Source organism: Nocardia concava NBRC 100430, from assembly GCF_000308815.1.
Lineage (GTDB): Bacteria > Actinomycetota > Actinomycetes > Mycobacteriales > Mycobacteriaceae > Nocardia > Nocardia concava.
Genome location: NZ_BAFX01000067.1, coordinates 20036 through 28491 on the forward strand (window position 1 = coordinate 20036; position 8456 = coordinate 28491).

Here is an 8456-nt window from a genome sequence, read left to right on the forward strand (position 1 = left end):
TGATCAATCCCGCTGCGGCACAGCGCATCCGTCGGGCCCGCACACGTCGGCGTCCGCAACGATCTCCAGCTTCGGCGCGTGGTCGGCCCAGGCCTGCTCCAACGCCTGCGCGAATACCTCCGGCGGCTGCGCCCCCGACACCCCGTACTTGCGATCCAGCACGAAGAACGGCACCCCGCGCGCCCCCAGCTGCGCGGCCTCGGCCTCGTCGCGGCGCACCGCGTCGGCGTAGGCATCCGGGTCATCGAGCACGGCCCGCACAGCCTGCTCCTCGAATCCGGCCGACACCGCCACCTGAACCAGCCGCTCGGTATCCCCGAACAGCGCCCGCTGCTCACCGAAATTGGCCGCGTACAACGCGTCCAGCAACTGCTCCTGCCGCCCCTGCTCCAGCGCGAAATGCAGCAGCCGATGCATATCGAAGCTGCTCCCGAAGTCGCGCCCCTCGGTCACATAGGTCAACCCCATCGCCTCGGCCTGCGCCCCGATGCCGCGCTCATTGGCCGCGGCCTGCGCCTCGCTGATCCCGTACTTCTCCGCGATATGCGGCACCACCGCATCGCTGTGATCGCGCGGCAGCGTCGGGTCCAGTTCGAAGGACCGGTGCACCACCGTCACGTCATCGCGGTGCGGGAACGCCTCGAGCGCCTCCTCGAAACGCCGCTTGCCCAGGTAGCAGAACGGGCAGTTGATATCGGTCCAGATCTCGACCTGTACGGCCATCACACCTCACTCCGACGCTGTTTCCGCAGGCCGGAGGGGTCCGGCCACCCTGATGCCAACCGATGGCCGGGCCCGAATGTTCCGGCGTGACCCAGCTCACACCAATGCATTGTCACGTTCCGCGGGGCTGCCCTGTCTCATGCCCGACCCAGCAGGAACAGCCCATCGGGAGCCGAAAATGAACGCCACCAACAACACCCGCGAAATCGTCGTCCTCGGCGCCGGTTACACCGGCATGCTGGCCGCCGTCCGGCTGGCCCGCCGCACCCGCAAGATGGACGTGCGCATCACACTCGTGAACCCCTCGGAGCGCTTCACCGAGCGGCTGCGCATGCACCAGATCGCCGCCGGCCAGGAGCTGAAGAACTTCAACATCCCCGCCATCCTCGACGGCTCGGGCGTGGTCTTCCACCGTGCCGCCGCGATCGCCATCGACGCCGAGGCTCGCGTCGTCACCCTCGACGACGCCACCGAGCTGCCCTACGACAACCTGGTCTACGCCCTCGGCAGCAGCACCGACACCTCGATCGTCCCCGGCGCCGACCAGCACGCCTGGACCCTCAACGATCCCCGCCTGGCCCACCGCTTCGGGCAGCGGCTCACCGAAATCGCCGCCGCCGCAGGCACTGTCACCGTCGTCGGCGGCGGCCTGACCGGCATCGAGGCCGCCACCGAGATCGCCGAATCGCACCCGAACCTGACCGTCACCCTGATCAGCGCCGAACAGCCCGGCGCCATGATGGGCGACAAGGCCCGCGCCCACCTGGAGCGCGCCCTCGACCGGCTGCGCATCGTGCGCAAGATCGGCGTGAAGGTCACGAAGGTGTTGCCCGACGCCGTCCGCCTCGACAATGGCGAATTCGTCGCCTCGGATCTGACCCTGTGGACCACCGGCGTCAAGGTCGCGCCCCTGGCCGCCCAGGCCGGAATCGCCGTCGACGACCGCGGCCTCATCGTCACCGACCCCACCCTGCGCTCGGTCTCGCACCCGGAGATCCACGCCATCGGTGATGCCGCCGCGATCCGCATGGCCTGGGGCCAGGTACACGGCACCTGCCAGACCGGCATGGCCAGCGCCGCCTACGCCGCCGACACCCTGGCAAAGCAGCTGCGCGGAAAGACGGTGCGGCCCTTCCGGATCGGCTACTTCCACCAGCCCGTCAGCCTGGGCCGCAAGGACGCCGTCATCCAGTTCACCAATGCCGACGACACCCCGAACCGCTGGTACCTGAAGGGCAAGGCGGCCTGCGCGTACAAGGCGATGGTGAGCGGCAGCCCGGTCCCCACCTTCAAGATGAGCAAGCACATGACCATGCAGGCCCAGCTGTCGAACGGTGGCCGCGCCACCCGCGAGACCGCATGACGCGACGCACGAAACCGCGTGAGGTAGGTATGAAGCCATGCAGGATGCCTCGATCGATCCCTTCGTCACCCACCGCCGGCTGCTCTTCGGTACGGCGTACCAGATGCTGGGCACGGTGACCGACGCCGAGGACATCCTGCAGGACGCCTGGATCAAATGGCATGAGGTCGACCACGATTCGGTCACCCACCCCAAGTCCTACCTGGTCCGCACCGTCACCAATCTGGCGCTCAACCGCCTCACCTCCGCGCGCGCCACCCGCGAGACCTATGTCGGGCCCTGGCTGCCCGAACCCCTGCTCACCACCACGACCGACGCCGCAGAGGAGACCGAGATGGCCGACACCGTGTCGACCGCCATGCTGGTCGTCCTCGAAACCCTGAGCCCGGTCGAACGCGCGGTGTTCGTGCTGCGCGAGGTCTTCGGCTACTCGCACGCCGAGATCGGCGGCTTCCTCGACAAGCCCGAGGCGACCGTCCGCCAGATCTCCCACCGCGCCCGCTCCCACGTGCATTCGCGCCGCCCGCGTTTTGACACCGACCAGGCGGTCCGCACGGAGATCACCGAGAAGTTCATGGCCGCCGCCCAGGGCGGAGACGTCAACGCGCTCATGGAACTGCTCGCCCCCGAGGTGACGCTGTGGAACGACGGCGGCGGCAAGGTCACCGCGGCCCGGCGGCCGCTGTACGGGCCCGATCACGTGGCGCGCTGGATGCTGGGCGCGATGGCCAAGCCGATCAGCGCGGGCATCCGCCTCGAGGCCGCGTACATCAACGGCGAACTCAGCGTCCTGGCGATCATCGGCGACTACCGGGTGGGTGCGCTCACCTACGACATTCGCGACGGGCGCATCGAAAACATTCGCTTCCAGGTCAATCCGGACAAGGTCGCCGGAATTCAGCTGCCGGGCGTTGCTGAATCGGCCGATGCTGAATCGGCCGGTGAATAGGTCGGCGCATAACGAACTCGGCGATTCGGCGATAGTCCTCCCGTAGGATTCAGCGCTCGTCGGGGGCGTCCGCCTTCCGTTTCAACATCGTTTTTCGGCAAGGGATTTCGAAGTGATCGGCCAGACAACGCGCCGGGTGGCGCGACATATCCTGCCCTGGGCCGCCGCGGCCTTCATCGGCGCGAGCACCGCGCTCGCCGGACCGGCGACCGCCGTCCCGGTAGTCCACACCGCTTGCGCCGCAAGCGAATACCAGAACTCCGACGGCGTGTGCGTCCATCGCCCGGAACAGTCCGCCACCGTTCCCGACGGCGCCACCGCGCACTGCAAGGACGGCACCTACAGCTTCAGCCAGCACCGCAAGGGCACCTGCTCGGGCCACGGCGGCGTCTCGGAATGGCTCTAGCTCCCTAGGTGCGGGGCGCCCTCCCGCCGACGGCGTCGGGAGGGTGTTCCGGAACAATGGATCGCCGTGGGTGCCGAAGAACTTGCCGTCGAACCGCTGCGCGCCGCCCGGCGACTGCTCGGGGCCACCCTGCGATCCGGGCCCGTCGCCATGCGCATCACCGAGGTCGAGGCGTACGGCGGCGATCCGGCCGGACCCTGGCCCGACCCGGCCGCGCATTCGCATCGCGGGCCAACTCCGCGCAATGCGGTCATGTTCGGGGCGCCGGGCGTGCTGTACGTGTATTTCAGCTACGGCATGCACACCTGCGTGAATGTGACCACCGGACCCGACGGCATCGCCAGCGCGGTGCTCATCCGGGCGGGGGAGATCATCGAGGGTCTCGACGCCGCCCGCGCGCGCCGCCCCGCCGCCAAATCCGACAACGATCTGGCCCGCGGCCCCGGCAATGTCGGCAGCGCCCTCGGAATCACGCTGGACGACTACGGAACTCATCTGTTCGACGCGAGCGTACCCATCCGCCTCGAACTCGCCCCCGAGATCACCGATATCGCAGCGATTTCCGCGGGCCCCCGCGTCGGTGTCAGCCTCGCCGCCGACCGGCCCTGGCGCCTCTGGCTCCCCGAATCACCCGCCGTCTCGGCCTACCGCCGCAGCCCCCGCGCACCCAAGCTGGACCGTTCCGCCTGACAGAGGACTACGGTGGACAGATCGACAGCTCACCTTAGGTGGAAAAGCCCATGTTCGAACGGTTCACCGACACCGCCCGCCGCGCCATCGTGCTCGCCCAGGAGGAGGCCCGCCTGCTCGGGCACGACTGGATCGGCACCGAACACCTGCTGCTCGGGGTGTTCGCCGGCGACGACCCGGTGGCCGCCCGCGCCCTGGGCGATCTGGGCCTCGACGTTTCCGGAGTGCGCGAACGCATCCGGCAGGCCGTCGGCGAACACGACAAGCGCGAACCCAGCGGCCACATCCCCTTCACCCCGCGCTCGAAGAAGGTGCTGGAGATGTCGCTGCGCGAGGCAATGCGCCTGCACCACAACTACATCGGGCCCCAGCACATCCTGCTCGCGCTGGTCGCGGAGGGCGAGGGCATCGCGCCGCAGATCCTGATCAGCCTCGGCGCCGAACCGGCCGCCGTGCGCAAACGGATCGCCGAACTCGGCAACGCGCCCGGCCACGATCCCGAACCGCCGTCCGAAGCCGATCTGTACCAACGGATCTCGGCCCTGGAGGCGCGCGTGGCCGAACTCGAACGCCGCCTGGGACCCGAAACCGGAACCGCCGCAGGCGGTGTCGCCCCGTAGGCGACCGCGCCGACGGCCGGAACCGGTTCGGGTACCGAGAGCTACACGCCCACCGGCACCGCGGAGTTGACCACCGCGGACATGATCGCGGAAATCGTTGCCCGAGAAGCCGTGTCGCCCGTACCGAAGGCCCACGCCGTGCCGTCTGCGGTGCGGTACTCCAGATAGGCGACGGCCTCGGCGGTTTCCGGATGGTCCACACTCTGCTGGGTCACCGACAGCACCTCGATCGCGTACCCGCGGCGATTCAGCGCCGCGATCGCTTCCTCGGCGGTCGCCCCGGCGGGAATGCCGGATTCGATGGCGGCCACGGCCTCCGGATCAGCGGTATAGGTGGTGGTGAACAGCTCCCACAGCGTCCGCGCCGACACCTCGGTCCCGGTGGTGTCGGTGTGGCGCTGCACGTGCCGCGCGAAATCGATCTGCAACCGGCGCGGCAGATCCACCCCGTACTCCGTCTGCAGCAGATAGGCGATCCCGCCCTTGCCGGACTGCGAATTCACCCGGATGACCGCATCGTAGGAGCGCCCGACATCGGCCGGATCGATCGGCAGATACGGTACCTCCCAAGGGATTTCACGCTCGTCCACACCCAGTCGCGCGGCCCGCTCCCGATGCTCGGCGAACCCCTTCTTGATCGCGTCCTGATGCGTGCCCGAGTACGCGGTGTAGACCAGATCGCCCGCGTACGGGTGCCGGTCGTGGATCGGCAGCCGCGTGCAGTACTCGACCGTGCGCCGCACCTCGTCGATATCGGAGAAGTCGATCATCGGATCCACGCCCTGCGCATGCAGATTCAACGCCAGCGTCGCCAGATCGACATTGCCGGTGCGCTCGCCGTTGCCGAACACGCACCCCTCGACCCGCTGCGCCCCGGCCAGCACCGCCAACTCCGCGCAGGCGACGCCGGTGCCGCGGTCATTGTGCGGATGCACCGACAGGATCACGCTGTCGCGCCGCGCCAGGTTCCGGTGCATGTATTCGATCTGGTCCGCGTACACGTTCGGCGTCGCCACCTCGACCGTCGCGGGCAGGTTCAGGATCACCGGCCGCTCGGGCGTGGCATCCCACAGCGTCGTCATGCGATCGCAGATGTCCAGCACGTAGTCCGGCTCCGTCAGCATGAAAACCTCGGGCGAGAACTGGAATCGCACATTCGGCATGTCCCCGGCCAGCTCCAGCACGTCCCGGCCGCCGGCGGTGATCAGGTCGGCCAATTCGTCACGGCTCTTGCCCAGCACCACGTTTCGCCAGGTCGGCGCGGTCGCGGTGTACATGTGGATGACGACATCGTTGGGAATGCCGCGGATCGATTCCACCGTCCGCTCGATCAGATCCCGGCGGGCGGGGGTGAAGACGACGATCGTGACATCGGCGGGAGCCAGTCGCTGCGACCCGATCAGCCGCACGAAGTCGAAGTCGGTCTGAGAGGCGCTGGGGTACCCGACCTCGATCTCCTTGTAGCCCATGGCCACCAGCATTTCGAAGAACCGGCGCTTGCGTTCGGGATCCATCGGCTCGGCCAGGGCCTGATTGCCGTCCCGCAGATCGACGGGCACCCACAGCGGTGCGGTCGTGATCCGGTTGCTCGGCCATGCACGTTCGTTCAGTGGCACCGAAACCCGCTGGTACACATCGCGATACCGATGCGATGGCATGACGGACGGCTGCTGACGATTCCAGTTCTGAGAGATGCTCACGGCAATTCGCTTTCGCGTCGGAAGAAGACGACCGGCGCAGCACAGCGACCCGCTAGCGGGGTGCCGGTCCGGTCAGACCCCGCCGCGGCGGCGAAGGAGAAGCAGGGCACCTGTAAGCATGTGGACTAGACTAGAGGGGATTCACTCCTCAGACAAGTAGAGAGGCCGGAGCGAAATTGGCGCAGGTACAGAGGCATCCGCTCGCCGCCCAGGCCGCCGAGGTTCTGCTCGAGCGGGTCCGCGCGGGGGAGTGGCAGCTCGGCCACCGCCTGCCCGGGGAGACCACCCTCGCCGCCCAGCTCGGCGTCGGCCGCTCCACCCTGCGCGAGGCCATCCGCGAACTCGCGGGCAAGGGCGTCCTCGAAAGCCGCCAGGGCGCGGGCGTTTTCGTCACCGCGTTGGATGTCGCCGAGGACTGGGACACCGTGCTGCGCCGCAGCGACATCGTCACGGTCATCGAGGCCCGCATCGCCATCGAGGCCGAGGGCGCCGCCCTGGCCGCCCGCCGCCGCACCCCCGCCGACCTACGCGCCATGCTGCGTGCCCTGGCCGCCCGCGCCGAAAGCGGTGATTCCATCGAGGCCCTGGTCGACGCCGATACCGCCTTCCACCGCACGATCGTGGCAGCGGCCCACAACGACATCCTCTTGGAACTGTTCAACGCCTTCGTCCCGCGCTCGCGCCACGCCATGATCGACATGCTGCGCATCCGCCCCATGCGGTTGCCCGCCGCCGACCACGACGCGCACGAGGACCTCTATACCGCCATCCGCGCCCGCGATCCGGAGGCCGCCGCCACCGCCAGCCGCATCCACCTGACCAGCCTCAAAGCCGCCTTCGACGGCTAGCCGAAAAATTTCTTCGCGCCGCCGATGAGTTTCCGCGACGGCCCCCGTCCTATGGAGCAAGCGAGTTCGACACCGAACCGACAAGCCCCAGAAGGACATTCGAAATGACCGCCATCGCCGCCACCCAGACCGTCGCCACCTCCACCGCCACCCCCGGCAAGATCCGCAACCGCGTGCTGTGGACCCTGCAGATCGTCCTCGGCCTCTTCTTCATCTTCGCCTCGGGCCTGCCGAAGTTCATGGGCCAGGCCGACGCCGTCCGCGTCTTCCATCAGATCGGCTTCGGCGACTGGTTCATGTACTTCACCGGCCTGGTCGAGGTCTCCGGCGGCATCGGCCTCATGGTCCGCCGCCTGAGCGGTCCGGCCGCCGCGGGCCTGTCCATCACCATGGTCTGCGCCGCCGCCACCCAGGCCTTCATCCTCGGCGCCCCGGCCCTGGCCCCCTTCCCGCTGATCCTGGTCGGCGTCTTCGCCTGGATCGCCTACCAGCGCCGCGCCTCCTTCTCCACCTTCACCGGCCTGGTGAAGTGAGCCCGAAAAATCGCTCGACCGCCAGCCCGTCGCCGATCACACTCGGCGACGGGCTTACGGGCGTCTACTGCGGTTCGTCTCGCTGAGGAGCGGATCGGCCAGGGCTTGTGCCGATCCGCTCCCGCATCTTCATGTCGGACACGACGCTCCACACCCTCTGCAACCTCGATATTCACGTGCGGAAAGATGGGTAGGCGTGAGCGGCGACATCATTGATGAACTGACCTGGCGCGGACTGATCGCGCAGTCCACCGACCTGGACGCCCTGCGCGCGTCCGCGGCCAAGGGCCCGATCACCCTCTATGCCGGTTTCGACCCGACCGCGGCCTCCCTGCACGCCGGACACCTGGTCCCCCTGCTGGCGCTCAAGCGCTTCCAGCGCGCGGGCCATCGCCCGATCGTGCTGGCCGGTGGCGCGACCGGACTCATCGGCGATCCCCGCGACGTCGGCGAGCGCACCATGAACTCCACCGACACCGTGGCCGAATGGGCCGGGCGCATTCGCTCCCAGCTGGAGCGCTTCGTCGATCTGGGTGATGCCCCGAACGCGGCGATCATCGCCAACAACATGGACTGGACCGGACCGCTGAGCACGGTCTCGTTCCTGCGTGACATCGGCAAGCA

General features: G+C 68.4%; 10 protein-coding genes. 8 read left to right on the forward strand and 2 right to left on the reverse strand.

Translation table 11 applies throughout. The features are described from left to right. Positions 1-3 precede the first annotated feature (3 nt). Positions 4-723 carry a DsbA family oxidoreductase gene (locus ON43_RS14230; RefSeq protein ID WP_040807713.1) on the reverse strand — a complete coding sequence of 240 codons (720 nt, stop codon included), beginning with the start codon at positions 721-723 and terminating at the stop codon, positions 4-6. Positions 724-901: 178 nt separating this feature from the next. On the opposite strand from ON43_RS14230, the gene ON43_RS14235 reads away from it, so the two are divergent. From ON43_RS14235 to ON43_RS14255, 5 genes are all read left to right on the forward strand, one after another. Continuing rightward, positions 902-2086: an NAD(P)/FAD-dependent oxidoreductase gene (locus tag ON43_RS14235; RefSeq protein ID WP_040807714.1), complete on the forward strand. Its 1185-nt coding sequence runs from the start codon at positions 902-904 to the stop codon at positions 2084-2086. Between the two features lie 37 nt (positions 2087-2123). Further along, entirely contained in the window at positions 2124-3035 is a 912-nt protein-coding gene (locus ON43_RS14240) for an RNA polymerase sigma-70 factor (protein ID WP_040807715.1), read from the forward strand. 112 nt (positions 3036-3147) lie between these two features. Further along, positions 3148-3441: a DUF3761 domain-containing protein gene (locus tag ON43_RS14245; protein ID WP_083913409.1), complete on the forward strand. Its 294-nt coding sequence runs from the start codon at positions 3148-3150 to the stop codon at positions 3439-3441. A gap of 66 nt (positions 3442-3507) precedes the next feature. Continuing rightward, positions 3508-4131, forward strand: a complete 624-nt coding sequence (locus ON43_RS14250; protein WP_040807716.1) for a DNA-3-methyladenine glycosylase — start codon at positions 3508-3510, stop codon at positions 4129-4131. 50 nt (positions 4132-4181) lie between these two features. Next, positions 4182-4751 (forward strand): Clp protease N-terminal domain-containing protein, encoded by a 570-nt coding sequence (locus tag ON43_RS14255; protein ID WP_040807718.1) that lies wholly within the window; start codon positions 4182-4184, stop codon positions 4749-4751. A 41-nt stretch (positions 4752-4792) separates the two neighbouring features. Here ON43_RS14255 and ON43_RS14260 read toward each other — a convergent pair whose 3' ends face one another. Continuing rightward, on the reverse strand, positions 4793-6409 hold the full coding sequence (locus ON43_RS14260) for a 2-isopropylmalate synthase (RefSeq protein ID WP_040807743.1): 1617 nt from the start codon (positions 6407-6409) through the stop codon (positions 4793-4795). Positions 6410-6627: 218 nt separating this feature from the next. Between ON43_RS14260 and ON43_RS14265 the strand changes: the two genes are divergently transcribed. The 3 genes from ON43_RS14265 to tyrS all read left to right on the forward strand — a co-directional run. Then, positions 6628-7299: a FadR/GntR family transcriptional regulator gene (locus tag ON43_RS14265; protein WP_040807719.1), complete on the forward strand. Its 672-nt coding sequence runs from the start codon at positions 6628-6630 to the stop codon at positions 7297-7299. Between the two features lie 104 nt (positions 7300-7403). Then, positions 7404-7832 (forward strand): DoxX family protein, encoded by a 429-nt coding sequence (locus ON43_RS14270; RefSeq protein WP_040807721.1) that lies wholly within the window; start codon positions 7404-7406, stop codon positions 7830-7832. A gap of 196 nt (positions 7833-8028) precedes the next feature. Then, positions 8029-8456 (forward strand): tyrosine--tRNA ligase (tyrS, locus tag ON43_RS14275; RefSeq protein ID WP_040807722.1); only part of this gene is annotated, 428 nt, incomplete at its 3' end.